Here is a 15,882-nt window from a genome sequence, read left to right as displayed (position 1 = left end):
ATGTAAAAGGGTGGGAACACAAAAAACGGGGGACGCCCGCAACAGTCAGGCGTCCCCGCGGGCGATTGAATTTGTAAGGGATCTTTTTAAATCCGTCGCCGGGGGCGGACATGTGCCGACACCGGCGACACCTCCTCTAAGTGAGGCTTAGCCCAGGTACTTGGCCAGGATCTCGTCGTACTTGCCGTTGGCCTTGATGTCGGCCAGACCGGCGTTGAACATATCCAGCAGTTCCTGGTTGTCGGCGTTGAAGATGGCGAAGCCGTAGTCGCCGCCCTCATTGGCGGTATCTTCCAGGACCTTCAGGGCCAGGCCGCCGTCCTTGATGGACGCCTGCATGATGGGGGTATCCTCGAAGCAGGCCACGCACTGGCCGCCCAGGACTGCCTGGTACATCGTGGGGGAATCCTCGAAGTAGGTGATGTTGAAGCCGTACTGATCCTTCAGGCTCTCGGCATAGGCAGCGCCCTGGGTGCCGGTCTTGACGGCAACGGTCTTGCCCTGCAGGCCGTCGAAGCCGGTGATGTCGGAGTTGGCAGCCACGGTCATGGTCTGGGTGGCGGTGTAGTAGCCGTCAGAGAACATCCAGCCGGAAGCCTTGCGCTCGTCGGTGATGGAGGCGCCGGCGATCATGCCGTCCGCCTGGCCGGCCTGGCAGGCCGCGATGGCGCTGTCCCAGCCCAGGCTCTTCAGCTCGTACTTAAAGCCCTGATCCTCAGCGATGGCAGCCACGATGTCCACGTCGATGCCCACGAAGTCGCCGTTGGCATCGGTGTATTCAAAGGGCTTGAAAACGGTATCGGTGGCGATGACCCAGGTCTTGTCGGAACCGGCGGTCTCGGCGGTGGAAGCGGCCCCGGAGGAAGCGGCTTCGCTGGAGGCAGCCTCGCTGGAAGCGGCTTCACTGGAAGAAGCAGCGCCGCCGCAGGCAGCCAGAGACAGTGCCATCATGGCAGCCATACCAAAAGCAAGCAATTTTTTCATAATGTTCTCGTCCTCTCTCTATAATATCTGCGGCCCGCGGCCGCATCCGATGCGGCAGGAACAGAAAAAGGGCAACAGCAATCCATACGGATGCTATCGCCCTTGATAGTTCCCATACATCGTACTTTCCTATTATATCATTTTTCTATGGAAAGTCAAGCTGCAGGGCCGTTTTCGGTTTCTTTTTTTAAGTTTCGGCAGGATTTCGCTTTACAGGTTCCGGGCGGCACAGAGCAGAATTTCCAGCGCCTTGTCAAGGCCCAGTTTGCTGGTGCACAGCGTCAGGTCGTAGTTGCGGCTGTCGCCGTAGATCTGGCCGGTGTGCTTGGCGCAGTAGTTCCGCCGGGCGTGGTCGGCGGAATCCATATCCGCCTCCAGCTGGTCGAAGGGGGTATCGGGCATCAGTTCCCGCATATGCATGAGCCGCCAGTTGCGGTCGGCGTGGACGAAGACCCGCAGGCAGTGGTCGAATTCCCGCAGGATGTAGTCGGCGTTGCGGCCCACGATGACACAGCTTTCCTTGTCGGCCAGTTCCCGGATGGCCTTCACCTGGGCGTTCCACAGTTCCTCGCTTAAGGGGCGGTCGTAGAAGTTGAACAGGCTCTGGGTGAAGCCGAATTCGTGGGGGACCCGCTCGTCCCAGCGGCGGACCTGCTCGGGGCTCAGGTGAGCGCTGGCCTTGGCCGTGCGCAGGATGATGTCCCGGTCATAGTAGGCGATGCCCAGTTCCCGCGCCAGGCGCCGGCCCAGTTCGCCGCCGCCGGCACCGAATTCCCGGCCGATGGTGATGATTCGTTTCATGAGGCAACCTCCTTGGGTGCAGGGCGCCGCGGCCCGAAGCCCGGCGCCGGTCTTGTGTTGCCCTTATGATACCATGCCCCCGCCTCCCCCGCAAGTCCTACTTTCTTTGCAAAGAAAGTAGGCAAAGAAATTCCAACATTTTGACCCGTAAAGTTGCGGCTGTGGAAACCGCCCTGCCTCGCCTTTGCAGGGAAAACAAGCAAAGAAATTCCAACCATATAAACCGGGAAACTGCAGTCGTGGAAACTGCCGAGCCTCGCCTTTGCAGGGAAACCAGGCAAAGAAATTCCAAACTTTCAAACCGTAAAACTGCGGCTGTGGAATTTTAAAACCATCGCCCTCGGCGGACATGTGCCGACGAGGGCGATACTTTGAGAGCGTCCGGGCCCGTTCGAGTCGCCGCCCGCGGCATGAGAACGGGTTCGGGCGCGACGGTGGGAATCCAAAGGGGAGGTGCAGGAGACGCGGCGCAGCCGCTGAATCCGAACCTCCTCTTTGAGGCGCCGGGGCGGCGTCATCGCACCTGCCGCCGCACATAAGCCACCCCCGCCGCCGGCATCATCACCGCCAGCCACAGCGGCTGGGCGGCCAGCTGGGCCAGGGGCGACCAGAGGCGCAGCGGCCCGATGTGGTAGAGGTTCTGGCGGAAGAGGTCGTAGAAATCCACCGCCGTGGGCAGCAGCGCCGCCAGCTGCTGCCACCGGTCGGGGAGCAGCCCGGCGAACATGGGCTGGAGCACCAGCAGGCCGAAGACGGCGATCATCGCCGCGAAGTTGGAGGGCAGCAGCCCCGACAGGCCCGCCGTGATGCCGGCGGTGCCCAGGCAGCAGGCCAGCCCGAAGACCAGGGCAAAACCCTCGCAGTCCCCGAAGGTCAGGGGCGCGGTGGCCAGGGGGCGGAGCAGCTGGATGGGGCAGTCCAGCCCCCGGGTGCCGAAGAAGACCAGCTGTCCCGCCACCAGCAGAAGGGCCACCACGACCCACACCCCTGCGGCCACCGTGAGGGCGGCGGCCAGCTTGGCCAGGGTCAGGGGGCGGCGGCCGCGGCGGGCACAGTGGCTGACGGCCAGCACGCCGGTCTGGATCTCGTCGCTGAAGAGGGGCGCCAGGGCGATGCCCAGCAAGAGACAGGTCCCGATGAGGATGTCCCGGAAGGTCTCCAGCACGGTGAACTGGCCGCTGTACCAGTCAAAGACAAAGGGGGTCTTCACGGCGGCCTCCTGAGCCTCAAAAACGGCCCGGTCGTCGGGGTCGTCGAACTGGCTTTCCAGCCAGCGGGTCACGGCGGCGGCCCGGTCGTCGTAGTAGGTCAGCAGCCGGTCCGGCTCCAGTTCGCTGGCCTCGCTGTAGGGGTAGTCGTACACCTCGGCGGCGATGTTGGACAGCGCATCCCCCATGCCGCCCATGGGCCGGATGACCTCCACCCAGGCGTCAAAATCCACATTGCCGTCGGGGGTGCGGAGGGCGGGGTCCTGGTAGAAGTCATAGATGACGCTCTGGGCGGCGGCCAGCTTTTCCCCCGTGAGGGGCCCCCGCCAGGGCTCGGCCCAGGCCAGCTGGTGGGCGATCTCGGCGGGGCCGGAGACCCGGGGCCGGTCATTGGAGATGGTGTAGCCGTTGTTCACAAAGACGTTGACCAGGATGCCCGCCGCCGTCCAGAGGAGAAGCAGCAGCAGGGCCACCCGGGCGGAGCGGCGGCGGAGGAGCTTTTTCAGTTCCCAGCAGTACAGGCGCATGGGGGACCTCCTTTCAGGGATGCGGGCGGCGGACGTACGCCCGCCCGGCCAGGGGCAGCAGCACCACCAGCCAGAGGGGCTGCACGGCCATCTGGTACAAAAGGGCAGGCAGGACCCGGCCGCCGGGCAGGGTGAGCAGGGCGTTGCCGGTGAGGTCGGACAGGCCGGCCAGGAAGGGCACGGCCCGGAGGAGGAAGTCCAGCGGCCCGGCCAGGAAGCCGGAGGCGATGAGTCCCCGCAGGAAGACCAGGATGCCCGCCAGGGCGGCCAGGGCGGGGAATTCCCCGTCGAAGGCGGCGGAGAGGGCAGCAGCCAGAGCGGTGGCCGCCAGGCAGGAGAGCAGCCCCGCCCCCAGCAGGAGGGCTTCGGCCTGGCCCAGGGTCAGGGGGAAGAGGCAGCGGAAGTCGGCAATCTGTAGGGAGGCGGAGAGGGCCCGGCTGCCGAACATGGCCAGCTGGACCGCCACAAAGACCCCCATACACACCGCGAAGGCGCCCCCGGCAAAGAGGAGGGCGGCGGCCAGCTTGGCGGCGGCCAGGGCGCCCCGGCCGCGGCGGGCGCAGTGGCTGACGGTGTACACCCGGGTGCGCACCTCCCCGCAGAAGAGGGGCAGCACCGCGGCGCTGAGGAGCAGCCCCACCAGGAACATGATGTTGCCCAGCATGGCCAGGACGCTCTCGTGGCCGGCGGTCCAGTCGTAGGTAAAGGGCTGGGCCACCCGGTCTTTCAGGGCCCGCAGGGTGTCCTGCCAGGCGGCGGGGGCGGCGGCGATCTGCCGGTCCGCCGCCTGCTGCCACAGGGCGTCGCAGGCGGTGAGGGTGTCGTCGTCCAGGGCGGTCATGCCGGCGGCCCAGTCCTGCCACGGCAGGATCCCGGCGTCCACCATCACCTCCGCCGCGGTGTAGAGGATGTCCCCCTGCACAAAGGCGGTCTGGCCGTCCACCCTTCCCCCGCTTTCCAGCACGGTGCGGCAGTCCTGCCGGGCGGCCCGCAGCACCGCCGGGGTCAGGGGGCCGTGCCAGGCGGCGGCGTCGGCGGTGGCCTGCACCACCCGGGCCCGGGACTCCCAGGTGGGGGACGCCACCTCGGTGCCGAAGCCCAGGTTGGCAAAGCCCAGCGCCAGGGGTTCCGCCGTCACCAGCACCAGACAGAGCCCCAGCAGCACCCGGGTCAGCCGGTGTTTCAGCAGTTTTTTCAGTTCCCAGGCCAGCAGCGTCATGGTTGTTCCTCCTCCGCAAAGTGCCAGAGGTAGACATCCTCCAGGGTGGGTTCGGCGGCCACCGCCCCCGCGGGCGGGTCGGCGGTGATGAGCCGCAGCTCCACCCCCTCCCCCTCGTGGCGGAGGTTGGCCACATTGTAGACCGATTCCAGCCGGGCGGCGGTCTGCCCATCGGTGCGCAGCGTCCAGACCTTGCCCCGGGCGTTCTGCGCCAGTTCCGCCACGGTGCCCTCGTCGGCGATGGCGCCGTTTTTCATCAGGAGGATGCGGTCGGCGATGGCTTCCACGTCGGAGACGATGTGGGTGGAGAGCAGCACCGTGCGCCCCTTGGCGTAGTCGGCGATGAGGTTGCGGAACCGCACCCGTTCCCGGGGGTCCAGGCCCGCGGTGGGTTCGTCCAGGATGAGGATCTCGGGGTCGTTGAGCATGGCCTGGGCAATGCCCAGCCGCTGCCGCATGCCGCCCGAGTAGGCCCGAAGCTTTTTGCGCCCGGCGTCGGCCAGCCCCACCTGCTCCAGCAATTGGGCGGTGCGGCGCCTGGTCTCCGCCCGGGTCAGCCCCTTGAGGGCCGCGATGTACCGCAGGAATTCCGCTCCGGTGAAGTCGGGGTAACAGCCGAAGTCCTGGGGCAGATAGCCCAGCAGGGCCCGGTAGTCCTCCCCCAGACGGGTGATCTCCGCCCCGTCGCAGCGGACGGTGCCCTCGGTGGGGTCCAGGATGCCGCAGAGCATCCGCATCAGGGTGGTTTTGCCGGCGCCGTTGGCGCCCAGCAGTCCGTAGACGCCGCTGCCCAGGGTGAGGGACACATCCCGGACGGCGGCAAAGCTGCCGTAGCGTTTGGTCAGATGTTCGGTCTGCAAGGTGCGCATGGTGGTTTCCTTTCTTTAAAGAGAGAGCAGCGTCCGGCCGCCCTCCCGGGCAAGACGGCGGGTCTGGCGGGCCAGGGCCAGCACCGAGAGCACCAGCACCGCGGCCCAGACCGGGCGGGCGCCGGGGGCATAGAGGCGGCCCTGGAGCCGGGGAGCGGGCAGCACCAGCACAAAGATGACGGCGGCGGTGACGGCCAGGGCGGCGCGGGTGAAGGCGGCGGGGCGCAGGCGGCGCAGCAGGGCCATGCAGAGGGCGCTGACGGCGCAGAAGGGGGTCAGGCAGTAGAGCAGCACCACCCCCAGGTCGGCGCGGCTGAGGGCGGCCCCCACGGCGGCGAAGATGCCCAGCAGCACGGCGTCGCAGACGCCGAAGACCAGCAGCCGGGCCGCCGTGACCCGGGGCAGGCTGTAGCGGGTGGCCAGTTCCAGTTCCAGCATGCCCTGGTGGTAGACCCGGGCCAGGTCCTGGACGTTGGCGATGAGGAGCAGCGGCGCCGCCGCGGCGCAGAGGGCGTACTGCCGCAGGGCGTAGGCGCCGGTGCGGCCGTGGGCCCAGACCAGCAGCAGCACGGCGGCCAGCACGGCGAACTGCAGCGCCCACATCCGTTTGCGGATGAACCCCGCCTGGCACCACACAAAGCCCAGGCCGGTGGGCCGGGGCGGCGGCAGGGTGCGCAGCAGCGCCGCCGTGCGGGTCTTGTCCGCCGGGTCGGGGGCGGGCGGGGAGTCCCGGCGCAGCAGGGCGGCCCAGTCAGGTTCGCGGGTCATGGCAGTTCCTCCTTCAGCAGTTCCTGTAAACGGCGTTTGGCCCGGTGCAGCCGGTAGCGCACGGCGGGCACCGTGGTGTGGGTGATGGCGGCGATCTCGGCGGCGGTGAACCCCTGCTCGTAATACAGCAGCAGGGCGTTGCGCTGCGCAAAGGGCAGCGCGGCCAGGGCGGCCCGCACGGTGAGGGCGGTGTCCTGGTCGGGGGACGGCGCCCCGGGGTCCCGCCGGCTTTCCGGCAGGTCCTCCAGGGCCACCGGCTTTTTCCGCTTGCACCAGTCCTTGCAGAGGTTCCCCGCGATGGTGTACAGGTAGTTCAGCGCCCGGCCGTCGTGGCGGTAGCGGTCCCGGTGCTGCCAGAACCGCAGAAAGGTGGTCTGGGTCAGGTCCCGGGCCAGCTCCTGCTGCCCCACATGCCGCCAGCAATAGGCATAGATCGTATCATACTGCGCCAGCATCAGCGCTTCCAGTTCCGCCTGGTCCATCCTTTCACCACCGTTCACAGGGTATAACGACCGGCGCCCCCAAAAAGGAGCACCTTCCGGATATTTTTTTAGTATACGCCTTTCCGGGCCGGCCGGGAACCCCGCGGGCCTTGTGCGGCCCGTCCCGGTGTGGTATAGTAAAAAAAGTTTACAGGGGAAAGGACGGGAAGATCATGCGCAGAAAGGACCGGGAGGTCACGGAATTCGGGGCCATGGTGAACATCGTGAAGGCCTGCGGGGTCTGCCGGCTGGGGCTGACCGACGGGGAGGGCGCCTACATCGTGCCGCTGAATTTCGGCTATGAGGCCGGGGACGGAGCGCTGGTGCTCTATTTTCACGGGGCGGACGCCGGCAAAAAGCTGGCACTGCTGCGGGCGAACCCTGCCGCCAGCTTTGAGATGGATACCGGCCACCGGCTGGTGCCGGGGGATCAGGCGGAGGAGTACACCTACGCCTACCGCAGCGTCATGGGCCGGGGCACGGTGGAGTTTCTGGAAGGCCGGGAAGCCCGGCTGGCGGGGCTGAACCGGATCATGGCCCACTATTCCGGCCGGGAGGACTGGCCGGTGTCGGAGGCCATGCTGGACCGCACGGCGGTCTACCGGCTGCGGGTCACTGCCTGGACCGCCAAGGAACATAAGGTATGACAACACCCCCGCCCTGCGGCATGGACCGCAGGGCGGGGGTGTCTGGTTTTGCGGGGCAGCGGTCAGGGCTGCGGCCGGGCGAAGATGCGGATGACGACTCCCTTTTCCCGGGAAGTCAGGGTGCCTTCCAGCCGGGCGGATTCCAGCCAGGCCAGCACGGGGCTGTCGGTGAGGATGGCGGGCTGGGTCTTGCGGAATTTGCCGTCGGCGTCGGTGACGGCGTTGTTTTCCACAAAAATACGGCAGGCGGCGCCGCTGCTGTCGGTGCCCTCCAGCATGTACCGGGCGGACAGATGCAGGCATCCCCCGGGGGCCCGGCGCTGGGTGTCCACCCCGCCGGGCAGGATCACGCCGGTGAAGTCCGGCCCCTCGGCCCGGCCGGTGAAGGGCAGCAGCCGGGCCATGCCGGACGCCCCCTGCACCTCATAGGTATCCGCCAGATCCACCCAAATCGTCAATACTTCCTGCACAGAAAGTGCCTCCTTTGTCTGTTGCTGTGGGAAAACGGCGGAATCCCCGCCGCTTTGGTTTTGTACAGTTTCAGTGTACCGCCGCCGGGCCCTCCGCCGCAATTGGCAGAGTGCACAGCTGCTTATGGCAGAATTTGTGCAACCTGCGCAGCGTTCCGGGGATGAGATTCAGGGAAAAAAACCGGCGGAATCCGCGATTTTCCGCCGGAAAAGGGCTTTTTCGGATACCCATTTCCCGCCGGGTATGGTATAATAGGCCCATTCTTCCGGTTGCTGCACAGCCGGGGGTGGGAATGTTGAAGTAAGAGGAGTGTTGTACATGACGACAGCGCAAGCCCTGATCCTGCTGGCCATTGCGGTCTACCTGCTGTTCATGCTGTGGATCGGCTGGATCTGTGCCAAGAAAAACGAGTCGGTGGACGATTTCTATCTGGGGGGCCGCAAGCTGGGGCCTTTCGTCACCGCCATGAGTGCCGAGGCCAGCGATATGTCCTCCTGGCTGCTCATGGGCCTGCCCGGCGTGGCCTACCTCACCGGTCTGGCCGAGGCCAGCTGGACGGCTCTGGGCCTCATCGTGGGCACCTACCTGAACTGGCTCATCGTGGCCAAGCGGATCCGCCGCTACTCCCACCGGCTCAACGCCATCACGGTGCCCCAGTTCTTCTCCAAGCGGTGGGGCGATTCCCGCTGCCTGCTGTCGGCGGTGGCGGCCCTGGTCATCATCGTCTTCTTTATCCCCTACACGGCGTCGGGCTTTTCCGCCTGCGGCAAGCTGTTCTCCACCCTCTTCGGCATGGACTACCTCACGGCCATGCTGATCTCGGCGGCGGTCATCGTGCTGTATACCGTCATGGGCGGTTTCCTGGCGGCCTCCTTCACCGACCTCATCCAGTCCATCATCATGACGGTGGCCCTGGTGGTGGTGCTGGGCTTCGGCGTCACCCAGGCGGGGGGCGTGCAGGCCGTGCTGGACAACGCCCGCTCCATGACCGATTACCTGTCGGTGCTGCGCATCCATGACCCCGCCACCGGCGGCTCTCACCCCTACAGCCTGCTGACCGTCTGCTCCCTGCTGGCCTGGGGCCTGGGCTATTTCGGCATGCCCCACATCCTCGTCCGCTTCATGGCCATCGAGGACGAAAAGAAACTCAAGCTCTCCCGCCGGGTGGCCTCCTCCTGGGTGGTCATCTCCATGGGGGTGGCCATCGTCATCGGCGTGGTGGGCAACGCCATGACCGCCAGCGGCGCCCTGGAACAGCTGGCCGATTCCGAGACCATCATCGTCCGCATCGCCAGCCTCATCAGCCAGTACGGGGCGGTGCCCGCCCTGCTGGCCGGCGTCATCCTGGCGGGCATCCTGGCCGCCACCATGTCCACCGCCGACAGCCAGCTGCTGGCCGCCTCCTCCTCGGTCTCCCAGGACCTGGGCAACGATTTCCTCAAACGGGATTTCAGCGGCAAGCGCGGCATGGTGGTGGCCCGCGGCGTCATGCTGGCCATCGCCCTCATCGCCGCCTTCCTGGCCCGGGACCCCGACAGCTCGGTCTTCCGGGTGGTCTCCTTCGCCTGGGCGGGCTTCGGCGCCGCCTTCGGCCCGGTGATGCTGGCCGCCCTGTTCTGGAAGCGCTCCAACCGATGGGGCGCCCTGGCCGGCATGCTCACCGGCGGCATCATGGTCTTCCTGTGGAAGTTCCTCATCGCCCCGCTGGGCGGCGTCTTCGCCATCTACGAGCTGCTGCCCGCCTTCCTCTGCGCTGCGGCGGCCATCGTGGTGGTGTCGCTGCTCACCCCCGCCCCCGAACAGTCCATCCTGGACACCTTCGAGGCGGTGAAACAGAAGTAATTCCCGGGATTTCCCCGGCCCAGGGACACGGCTCCGGCCGTGTCCCTTTTTGGTTGGGGTAACCGTTTGTGCGTTCGGGCCGGCTGCCCTCAGGATGACGGGGATTCCGCCACAAAGGCCACCATCCGGTCCTCCTCCGCGTTATGGACAAACAGATACTCCGGGTGCTTCTCGGAGCGGTAAATCCTGCCATTCACAAGTTCCGGACAGCCGCAGGATTGCAGATTCTCGGTGGGCAGTTGACTGGAAGGAAGATCCCCGGCCAGGGTAGCCGCATAGGAGAGGTTTTCCCGCTCTACCTCCCCGAACGGCGGCTGGCTGATGTACAGATACAGTTCATCCTCATAGCGTATGGCCGGACGGTAATGGATTTCGGCGGGTTCCGGCGCGCCCCTGTGGGGGTGCGCGGCGGCATTTCCCGCCAGGAGCAGCGCCAGAAGCGCCACGACCGCAAGGGGAATCATAATGGTGCCGGATGATTTCATGGCGTCGCCTCCCTTTGTACCACCGGTTCGGTCCGGATCCTGTTTTCAGTATACATGCCGCGGCCCGCGCCCTGCAAGCCGCCGCCCGGCATTGTCACGCTTTTGGCATTTTCCACACCGCCGCAGCGGTTTTCGTCCCCGATGGTGCACAGACTGCCGCTGCATCCCGGATTTCCGCAGCCCGTAGGGCGGGTTCTTGACCCCGCCGCTCTTTCCTCCACGCCCAACCCCCGCCACGCTCTGCTATCCTTAGGTGCCTCTTCCTCCGAGCGTGCAACCAAAAAAAGGCCCCCACGGCGGGACACGCCGATCTCCACCCCCGCCACATACTGCTCATTTCCGCATTCCTCGGGGACTCTCCCGCGGGCTAACCAACAGTCCACTGGACTGTTGGTTCCGGCGCTGCGGCGCCGTCTTACAGGTTGCGGTGCCCGCATCGGCTGGCGCCCCTTGGAGCGGCCCGCCGCCTCTGCGACCGCGGCCCCTGCTCCGGCTCCCTGTTTCCGCCGCAGGCGGCAGTCGCCTTCGCAGCTGTTCTCGTCCCCGATGGTGCATCAGCTCTACGTTCCGGATTACAGCAATAAAAAACAGCCCTACACACTGTGTAAGGCTGTCCTCCATAACCGTAAAAGCTCCACCCCCAGCACGTCGGGGGCCCTTTCCCATTCCCGGGGACTCTCCCGCGGGCTAACCAACAGTCCACCGGACTGTTGGTTCCGGCGCGGCGGCGCCGTCGCCCTGTTAGAGTCCTCCGAGCGTGCAACCAAAAGCAAAGCCCCCACGGCGGGATACGCCGTAGGGGCTTTCTTTTGGTGCAGCTTGGCAATCCAAATCCGAACTTATTTTTTCCTCTGCCAGAGCGGTCTTGAGGTCATCGAAGGTGATGGTCTTGGTGCCTTCCTTATAGTTGAAGGTGAGCACCACCTTGTCGTCATACAGGAAAATGGCGTTGATGAAGGTATCAATGAGCATTTTCCTGTGGAACTCCTGCCGTACATCCAGTTTGCGGAACCGCTGCAGCCAGAAGGTGATGAACTCGGCGCTGATCCGGGGCTTGGCCAGCTTCTCACAGGCGATCCTGGTCTCCAGATCCTCCTTGTTGGCTTCCAGTTCTTCCAGCCGTGCTTTGGTGGACTTGATGAGGATTCCCTGCTGGATGGCGTTCAGCAGATTCTCGATGGCCCGGTCTACCTCCCGCAGCTGCTGTTCGTACAGGGGAAGATTCACATTCTCCCGGTCCTGCAGATCCATGAGCATGGACACGATGGCTTCAATGACCTGATCGTCCGTGACCATCTTCATGGTCTCGCTGACCACCAGGTCTTCGATCCAGTCCTTCCGCACCGATTTCTTGTGGCACTCCGTTCGCTTCTTTTTCACCGATACGCACTTGTAGTACCGATGCACCTTTCCCGTGTGGCTGACACCGCTCTCCCCGCAGAGGTACGCTCCGCAGTAGCCGCAGAACAGCTTGGTGGTCAGCAAATATTCTTCCTCGGCCTTATAACGGGCCGGGGCTTTTCTGTTTTTGGCCATCCTTTCCTGCACCCGGTCAAAGAGTTCCCGTGTCACAAGGGCCGGGATGCCCTCCGGCGCTACGGTTCCCCGGAAGGTGTATTCTCCAATATACCGGCGATTGTTCAAAATCCGCTGGATGCTACCGTAGTTCATCTTCTGGCCCCTGGTGTTTCTTACCCCTTGCTCATTGAGCCAGTCCCGAATCTCGGTCATGGTAGCTCCTTCGGCATACCGCTGGAATACCTCTCGGATAAATGGCGCAGTCAAGGGGTCCGGCTGGAAATGCCGGTCACTGTCAATGACATATCCCATGGTGCGGTTGCCCCCATTGCACTTGGACTTGAGGACATTCTCGGTCATTCCCCGGGAGACCTTTTCTGCCAGATCGGCGGAGTAATACTCCGCATAGCCCTCCAGCAGACTTTCCAGAAGGATTCCTTCGGACCCGTTGGAGATAATCTCGGTGGCAGACACCACCTTCACCCCGTTCTTTTTCAGTGTGGTTTTGTAACGGGCGCTATCGTAGCGGTTGCGGGCAAACCGGTCCAGCTTCCAGACAATGACCATATCAAACAGGCGTTTGCCGCTGTCCTTGATCATGTTCTGAAACTCCGGGCGGTTGTCGGTCTTGGCGGACAAGGCCCGGTCAATGTAGTGTCTCAGAATGGTAATGCCGTTTTTCTCAGCGTAGGCAGTGCATTCCCGGATCTGGCCCTCGATGCTCTCTTCCCGCTGGTTGTCCGAGGAGTACCGGGCATAGATCACAGCATTCATGATTCACCCTCCATCATGCGGAACAGGGTTTCCTTCAGCTTTTCGTTCATGGGAGATTGCGGATCAAAGCACATCTCAATGAACCGCCGCAGCTCCTCCCGCTCCGGGGCTGCCTTGGGCTTGAAGTGATAGGTTTCCCCTTGTGGCTTATCCGTCCGGGCAAAGATATAATCCAGAGACACATCAAAGTAATCTGCATACCGTCGGAACAGTTCCACCGATGGAGAGGACTGTCCGTTTTCATATCGGTTGATGCTGGACTGGGTGGTGCCCAATGCCTGGGCCATCTTCACCTGGGAGAATCCGATGCTCTCCCGCAGGGCTTTCAATCGCCTACCCACTTCTATCATACTCTCGCCTCCTTTTCCGGGTCAATTTCATTATAACCCGGTTTTTGTAAAATTGCAACCCGAAATCAGATTCTCCGAGATTTACGGATGGGCAAAAGAAAAAGCGCAGGGCAGCCACGGGGTACGCTGTCCTGCGCTGGTTCTATGCGGTTTACGAAACAGAGGTGGACGGGATCAACTCGGCGCACACCAGCAGCACGAGGGGGTCCAGGGGGTGTCCCCCTGGCACACTACCTTGCTTGCAAGGTATAGTGTGTTATACCTGCTGGCGCGGCTGACGGGGGAAGCGGGGTGCGGTGCGGTATGCACCCCGCTTCCCTCGGCAGGAAAACGGGCGGGAGTGTTGTGACCGGGAGGGAACAAAAAGCCTGTCCGTTTTCAGAGAGCGGCGGCAGGTATATAAGCCCCCGTCCCTCGTCTTTCGTCCCCCGCAGGGCTGGGACAAAGTGTCCCAAAGGAGGCGGCTCCCGTTCTCCCAAAATCCAAAAGGGCGGGCAAGCACCCTTGGGGCTTGCCCGCCTTGATAACCGCAGAGCAAGGCCGGGCGGGGCGGTCAATGGCGGCGCACTTGTGCGCCGTTCATCTTGACCATTGACGGCCCCGGCTGGGGTTGCTACCCCGCCGTCAATCCTCGCCGCCCTCTAAAATCGCTCTCGCTTTGGCATACTTCTCCCGCCGCCTCGCAAGCTGTTCCGCCGATCTGTCCCCGCACCCGGCAAACCGGGTTTCATCGGAATTGTGGGCGAGATCGGCCAGCTTGACTTTCACCGCCACGGGGTTTTTCTTGATGGCCCGCACATAGTCAAAATAGTCCGTCCCCTTTTCGTGGGTCAGCAGACGCAAAGCGTCCGTGACCTCCGGCGGGAACTCCCGTTCCAAATCCGCAAAGGTCAGATCGGTGTCCTCCACCACATCGTGAAGCAGGGCCACGCAGATGCTCACCTCGTCCGTCATCTGCTCCGCCAGATGATAGGGGTGGAAGATATACGGCTGGCCGCTCTTGTCCGTCTGCCCGTGGTGGGCGGCGTAGGCCAGCCGCAGGGCTTTGTTGGTCAGGGTTGTGTAAATCACGCCTTGTCCTCCCACTCGCTCTTGTGGGCCTCCCACCAAGCGGGGAACTCCGGGTCTTTCGGGGAGAGGGTGGGGGTGACGATGGGTTCAGTCATGGCTCGATTACTCTGTTTTACAAACGGGGCCATACAATCTGCAGTTTTCGCTAAGTGATAAAGCTGCATGATAGTGACCGTTTCGGTTGTCCACTTTTTCCCGTCATATCTGTATATAGACTCTTTGGCCGTAATCGCACGACTTCCTTGATGGACAGAATTTAACTGTCCCATCAGATACAGGACATTCTTCTTGTTTTGTTCGACAGTAGATTTTCGAAAGGCCATGGGCTTGCTGTCCTCGTCATATCCCATGACTTTTTCGAACAGAATAGTCAACTGCACATCGGCGTTGGGCGTGTCTTTCGTCGCCAAACACCGATTGAAGATAGCCTGGACATTGCCCTCGTTGAGTTCCAGAGGAGTAAACGACTTCAAAATTTCTTCTTTTGCCGCCTTTGCCTTATTCAGATTAAAGCCCATGACACAATCCCCCTTCCGCACCAAACAGGTGCAGTTCGATTTGTTTTCATTGTAAAGGGATAAAGTGGAAAGTGCAAGTCATAAACAGAAAAACTTCCTTTCTTCGCCTAAAAGGCATTCTGTCCCCCCTATTGCTACGGTGAATTATTCCCCTGCTTTTCAAATTTCTTTGAAAAGCAGGAACAAAAGGTATATACTTGTGCCGTTAATAATTAGAGACACAACCGTCTCTCACGAAAGGAGGTCGAACCTATATGCCCGTTATCTACCAGTTTTCCTATGACAGCCCCGTCCGTTACCTGCCTCTGGCGTATATGCTGTCCTACGATGTGATTTCCCGTTATCCTACCCTGAGTAAACTCCCCCGCAGCATGGGAGCACTGAACGCCACCCCCGGATGGGGCAAGGTCATTTTGAGCCAGCAGTTCTTGAACGAGATCATGGATGCCGTGGCTTCCCTTGCTTTCCCTCATTTTGGCTTTGGCGGCTGGAAGGAACATTACTCCGGCTATTCCCCGGTATGGCGCTTGTCCTATGCCTTGCCCCTATGGGCCAAAGGAGTGGAAAAAGTGCGGGGCTGGGGCGTGCAGGCACTCTTTGCCTTGCCCCCTGACTATGAGATTCCCTTCTGCGACCCGGAAGATGTGCGCCAGGTCATGAAACAAGTGGTGGAACAGACCATCGAGGAACAGGGCTGGGGTCCCATGTTGGAAGTAATACGGGACATGCCCTGCGAGGAAGATTTTGAGCGGTGGGACACCTATGTCCGAAAAGACTTCCTCCGCAAGTGGTATCACACCCGCTCCAAACGGGTGCAGACCGTTTCCCTGGAAGAATGCATGGAAGATGAGGACAGCAGGATCCATTCTCTCCCCGACCCGAAGGGTGACTTCACGGAACAGGTGGAGAGCGAGGACTTCTGCCGGCGGTTTAAGGCCACCCTACAAAGAGCTTCTGATCCGCAACTACTAACGCAATTCGTTATACTCTATCAAAAACGGGACACGCCCCAGCTGGCTCTATTAAAATGGTCGGCGGGGCGATCAGATGATCAAAAATCATCTGTCTCGTTTGCTTGGGGAAAAGCGTTGGTCGCAAGCACGCCTTGCGCGTGAAACAGGTATTCGGCCGTCTACGATCTGCGCTTACTATAACGAATTCGCGGATAGGATCAGTCTGGAACACCTGGATCGAATCTGTGAGGCGCTGGACTGCCAAGTTGAGGATGTGCTGGAGTACATCCCGAACAAGCAGAAGCGGACCGGGAATTGCTTGATTCTCGAAGAACACGGAAACCCAAGAGACAATGAGACAGGAAAAGGGCGTTTAAGGAGGCTTTAAAAACCTC

The 15,882-nt window shown here is 62.7% G+C and carries 17 protein-coding genes; 4 read left to right on the top strand and 13 right to left on the bottom strand.

The window, feature by feature from the left end; genetic code table 11:
- Nucleotides 1-147: 147 nt before the first annotated feature.
- From NQ490_RS07820 to NQ490_RS07790, 7 genes are all read right to left on the bottom strand, one after another.
- Nucleotides 148-984: a transporter substrate-binding domain-containing protein gene (locus NQ490_RS07820; protein ID WP_007048001.1), complete on the bottom strand. Its 837-nt coding sequence runs from the start codon at nucleotides 982-984 to the stop codon at nucleotides 148-150.
- Nucleotides 985-1,194: 210 nt separating this feature from the next.
- Nucleotides 1,195-1,785 carry a cytidylate kinase-like family protein gene (locus NQ490_RS07815; RefSeq protein WP_007048003.1) on the bottom strand — a complete coding sequence of 197 codons (591 nt, stop codon included), beginning with the start codon at nucleotides 1,783-1,785 and terminating at the stop codon, nucleotides 1,195-1,197.
- Nucleotides 1,786-2,299: 514 nt separating this feature from the next.
- Nucleotides 2,300-3,520 carry a hypothetical protein gene (locus NQ490_RS07810; RefSeq protein WP_007048005.1) on the bottom strand — a complete coding sequence of 407 codons (1,221 nt, stop codon included), beginning with the start codon at nucleotides 3,518-3,520 and terminating at the stop codon, nucleotides 2,300-2,302.
- 13 nt (nucleotides 3,521-3,533) lie between these two features.
- A complete protein-coding gene (locus NQ490_RS07805) occupies nucleotides 3,534-4,739 on the bottom strand; it encodes a hypothetical protein (RefSeq protein WP_259951027.1) in 1,206 nt (401 codons plus the stop codon).
- The gene (locus NQ490_RS07800; protein ID WP_007048022.1) at nucleotides 4,736-5,608 is read right to left on the bottom strand and encodes an ABC transporter ATP-binding protein; all 873 of its coding nucleotides are present in this window, start codon (nucleotides 5,606-5,608) and stop codon (nucleotides 4,736-4,738) included. Before NQ490_RS07800 ends, NQ490_RS07805 begins: the two co-directional genes overlap by 4 nt.
- A gap of 15 nt (nucleotides 5,609-5,623) precedes the next feature.
- Nucleotides 5,624-6,376 carry a hypothetical protein gene (locus NQ490_RS07795; protein WP_259951025.1) on the bottom strand — a complete coding sequence of 251 codons (753 nt, stop codon included), beginning with the start codon at nucleotides 6,374-6,376 and terminating at the stop codon, nucleotides 5,624-5,626.
- On the bottom strand, nucleotides 6,373-6,858 hold the full coding sequence (locus NQ490_RS07790; RefSeq protein WP_007048023.1) for an RNA polymerase sigma factor: 486 nt from the start codon (nucleotides 6,856-6,858) through the stop codon (nucleotides 6,373-6,375). Before NQ490_RS07790 ends, NQ490_RS07795 begins: the two co-directional genes overlap by 4 nt.
- A 173-nt stretch (nucleotides 6,859-7,031) precedes the next feature.
- Between NQ490_RS07790 and NQ490_RS07785 the strand changes: the two genes are divergently transcribed.
- Entirely contained in the window at nucleotides 7,032-7,505 is a 474-nt protein-coding gene (locus NQ490_RS07785) for a pyridoxamine 5'-phosphate oxidase family protein (RefSeq protein ID WP_007048024.1), read from the top strand.
- A gap of 62 nt (nucleotides 7,506-7,567) precedes the next feature.
- Here NQ490_RS07785 and NQ490_RS07780 read toward each other — a convergent pair whose 3' ends face one another.
- Nucleotides 7,568-7,975, bottom strand: a complete 408-nt coding sequence (locus NQ490_RS07780) for a DUF3237 family protein (RefSeq protein WP_040918413.1) — start codon at nucleotides 7,973-7,975, stop codon at nucleotides 7,568-7,570.
- Nucleotides 7,976-8,294: 319 nt separating this feature from the next.
- Here NQ490_RS07780 and putP point away from each other — a divergent pair, with 319 nt between their 5' ends.
- Nucleotides 8,295-9,818, top strand: coding sequence for a sodium/proline symporter PutP (putP, locus tag NQ490_RS07775; protein WP_007048027.1), 1,524 nt, complete (start codon nucleotides 8,295-8,297; stop codon nucleotides 9,816-9,818).
- Between the two features lie 89 nt (nucleotides 9,819-9,907).
- Here putP and NQ490_RS07770 read toward each other — a convergent pair whose 3' ends face one another.
- From NQ490_RS07770 to NQ490_RS07750, 5 genes are all read right to left on the bottom strand, one after another.
- Nucleotides 9,908-10,303: a hypothetical protein gene (locus tag NQ490_RS07770; protein WP_007048028.1), complete on the bottom strand. Its 396-nt coding sequence runs from the start codon at nucleotides 10,301-10,303 to the stop codon at nucleotides 9,908-9,910.
- Nucleotides 10,304-11,044: 741 nt separating this feature from the next.
- On the bottom strand, nucleotides 11,045-12,595 hold the full coding sequence (locus NQ490_RS07765; RefSeq protein ID WP_259951021.1) for a recombinase family protein: 1,551 nt from the start codon (nucleotides 12,593-12,595) through the stop codon (nucleotides 11,045-11,047).
- Nucleotides 12,592-12,945, bottom strand: coding sequence for a helix-turn-helix domain-containing protein (locus NQ490_RS07760; RefSeq protein WP_007048033.1), 354 nt, complete (start codon nucleotides 12,943-12,945; stop codon nucleotides 12,592-12,594). The genes NQ490_RS07765 and NQ490_RS07760 overlap by 4 nt, the downstream gene beginning before the upstream one ends.
- 624 nt (nucleotides 12,946-13,569) lie before the next feature.
- A complete protein-coding gene (locus NQ490_RS07755; protein WP_007048035.1) occupies nucleotides 13,570-14,016 on the bottom strand; it encodes an HD domain-containing protein in 447 nt (148 codons plus the stop codon).
- The gene (locus tag NQ490_RS07750; protein WP_007048036.1) at nucleotides 14,013-14,534 is read right to left on the bottom strand and encodes a hypothetical protein; all 522 of its coding nucleotides are present in this window, start codon (nucleotides 14,532-14,534) and stop codon (nucleotides 14,013-14,015) included. The genes NQ490_RS07755 and NQ490_RS07750 overlap by 4 nt, the downstream gene beginning before the upstream one ends.
- Nucleotides 14,535-14,788: 254 nt before the next feature.
- Between NQ490_RS07750 and NQ490_RS07745 the strand changes: the two genes are divergently transcribed.
- Together NQ490_RS07745 and NQ490_RS07740 are read left to right on the top strand one after the other, a co-directional pair.
- Nucleotides 14,789-15,649 (top strand): hypothetical protein, encoded by an 861-nt coding sequence (locus NQ490_RS07745; protein ID WP_007048037.1) that lies wholly within the window; start codon nucleotides 14,789-14,791, stop codon nucleotides 15,647-15,649.
- Nucleotides 15,582-15,875, top strand: coding sequence for a helix-turn-helix domain-containing protein (locus NQ490_RS07740; RefSeq protein WP_007048038.1), 294 nt, complete (start codon nucleotides 15,582-15,584; stop codon nucleotides 15,873-15,875). The genes NQ490_RS07745 and NQ490_RS07740 overlap by 68 nt, the downstream gene beginning before the upstream one ends.
- Nucleotides 15,876-15,882: the final 7 nt, after the last annotated feature.

Source organism: Subdoligranulum variabile (genome assembly GCF_025152575.1).
Lineage (GTDB): Bacteria > Bacillota > Clostridia > Oscillospirales > Ruminococcaceae > Gemmiger > Gemmiger variabilis.
This window is presented reverse-complemented; position numbering and strand designations above follow the sequence as displayed.

What these genes read in the sequence shown, in the direction of transcription:
- putP (WP_007048027.1), top strand. Translation starts at nt 8,295, where the DNA reads ATGACGACAGCGCAAGCCCTGATCCTGCTGGCCATTGCGGTCTACCTG.
- NQ490_RS07740 (WP_007048038.1), top strand. Translation starts at nt 15,582, where the DNA reads ATGATCAAAAATCATCTGTCTCGTTTGCTTGGGGAAAAGCGTTGGTCG.
- NQ490_RS07815 (WP_007048003.1), bottom strand. Translation starts at nt 1,785, where the DNA reads ATGAAACGAATCATCACCATCGGCCGGGAATTCGGTGCCGGCGGCGGC.
- NQ490_RS07745 (WP_007048037.1), top strand. Translation starts at nt 14,789, where the DNA reads ATGCCCGTTATCTACCAGTTTTCCTATGACAGCCCCGTCCGTTACCTG.
- NQ490_RS07770 (WP_007048028.1), bottom strand. Translation starts at nt 10,303, where the DNA reads ATGAAATCATCCGGCACCATTATGATTCCCCTTGCGGTCGTGGCGCTT.
- NQ490_RS07760 (WP_007048033.1), bottom strand. Translation starts at nt 12,945, where the DNA reads ATGATAGAAGTGGGTAGGCGATTGAAAGCCCTGCGGGAGAGCATCGGA.
- NQ490_RS07785 (WP_007048024.1), top strand. Translation starts at nt 7,032, where the DNA reads ATGCGCAGAAAGGACCGGGAGGTCACGGAATTCGGGGCCATGGTGAAC.
- NQ490_RS07795 (WP_259951025.1), bottom strand. Translation starts at nt 6,376, where the DNA reads ATGACCCGCGAACCTGACTGGGCCGCCCTGCTGCGCCGGGACTCCCCG.
- NQ490_RS07810 (WP_007048005.1), bottom strand. Translation starts at nt 3,520, where the DNA reads ATGCGCCTGTACTGCTGGGAACTGAAAAAGCTCCTCCGCCGCCGCTCC.
- NQ490_RS07820 (WP_007048001.1), bottom strand. Translation starts at nt 984, where the DNA reads ATGAAAAAATTGCTTGCTTTTGGTATGGCTGCCATGATGGCACTGTCT.
- NQ490_RS07750 (WP_007048036.1), bottom strand. Translation starts at nt 14,534, where the DNA reads ATGGGCTTTAATCTGAATAAGGCAAAGGCGGCAAAAGAAGAAATTTTG.
- NQ490_RS07805 (WP_259951027.1), bottom strand. Translation starts at nt 4,739, where the DNA reads ATGACGCTGCTGGCCTGGGAACTGAAAAAACTGCTGAAACACCGGCTG.
- NQ490_RS07765 (WP_259951021.1), bottom strand. Translation starts at nt 12,595, where the DNA reads ATGAATGCTGTGATCTATGCCCGGTACTCCTCGGACAACCAGCGGGAA.
- NQ490_RS07800 (WP_007048022.1), bottom strand. Translation starts at nt 5,608, where the DNA reads ATGCGCACCTTGCAGACCGAACATCTGACCAAACGCTACGGCAGCTTT.
- NQ490_RS07790 (WP_007048023.1), bottom strand. Translation starts at nt 6,858, where the DNA reads ATGGACCAGGCGGAACTGGAAGCGCTGATGCTGGCGCAGTATGATACG.